Annotated in this window: 1 protein-coding gene and 1 pseudogene; one reads left to right on the top strand and one right to left on the bottom strand. The window is 53.2% G+C overall.

The annotated features are described in order from the left end of the window. Positions 1–219: 219 nt before the first annotated feature. A complete protein-coding gene (locus AC1D35_RS36320; protein WP_162748613.1) occupies positions 220–789 on the bottom strand; it encodes a hypothetical protein in 570 nt (189 codons plus the stop codon). On the opposite strand from AC1D35_RS36320, the pseudogene AC1D35_RS36315 reads away from it, so the two are divergent. Next, positions 724–939: pseudogene (locus AC1D35_RS36315) on the top strand (transposase); the annotation flags it as partial. The gene AC1D35_RS36320 and the pseudogene AC1D35_RS36315 overlap by 66 nt on opposite strands. Between the last annotated feature and the right edge of the window lie 165 nt (positions 940–1,104).

Below are 1,104 nucleotides of genomic sequence, written 5' to 3'. Positions count from 1 at the left end.
CGTCACCGATCATCAAGTCAACCTGTCGAAACTCGTTAGACATAAGCTTATCCTCAAGCCTGTGCTTGAGCCTTCCTGCTTATGCTGAGTGTCCGGTCGAAAATGGGGGCAGTTCAGTGCCCCTGTCAGAGCGGTATTATTCGAACGGCAATGCGCGCATGGTCAAGGTGCGAGGCAAACAACGCTAACTCCGTAACGGAGAGTTGGTAAGTTCTGCAATCAACCGCCATCGCGACTTCCGATGTAGCCGCCCCACTTGTCAAACGCGTGGTACGTTGGTTCCTCGGCTTTTGCTTGCCGAAAATACCTACAGCTAATCTCATACTCAGAAGAATACTCTGTCCAGGATTCGCACCGGATCACTCGGCCTTCGGTACTTTTATAGCCCTTATATTTCTGATTAAGGAATGCTTCGAAATACGGAATGCTCGGTTTGAAACTAATGCCAAGAACTATCCACACCACCGTCCAAAGTGCGAAAACGCCCCCAATGGCGCATACAACAAAGGACAGTCCTCGAAATAAGATTTTCAAGGCTAGCCCCGAATCCAGTTGGCGATGGCCAACTCGTAGCACGCCTGACGGCAGCTTTGTAGGTTTTGCATTCAGCTCAAACTTCCCGAATGAGGTCGATAGCTGACTTTCGTCAATCCCTAGAAAGATGACCGCTTCTGGCGGATACCGTTGAAAAACTCGGCATTGCGGGTGCTTGAGACGCGTGATGCTGCCACACCCCAATACGAGCAGTCTCGGCATCGTCGCAAGAAGGTCGAGATGCTCTTCGCTCACCTCAAACCCATTCTCCGCATGGCGCGTTTGAGGTTGCGAGGTCCATGTGGTGCGCGTGACGAATTCTTGCTTGCAGCAACCGCCCAGAACCTCAGAAGATTGGCGAAACTCAGGCCAGCAAGGCCGCCGTACAGCGTCATCGCCGCATAAAAAGGGACACCAACCATTGCCCGCGCACGAGCGCAGGGCAGCAACCGATGCCCCTTGCGCAAAAGGCCGGAAATCACCGGATAAGCGGCTACTCCATCGAGTTTTTCAACGATATCGGCCCAAAGCGGCCAAGGCTTTCGCCGGCTTTCGGCCCGAAGCGAACAT

It is taken from the genome of Rhizobium sp. P1_E6, assembly GCF_056405875.1.
This window is presented reverse-complemented; position numbering and strand designations above follow the sequence as displayed.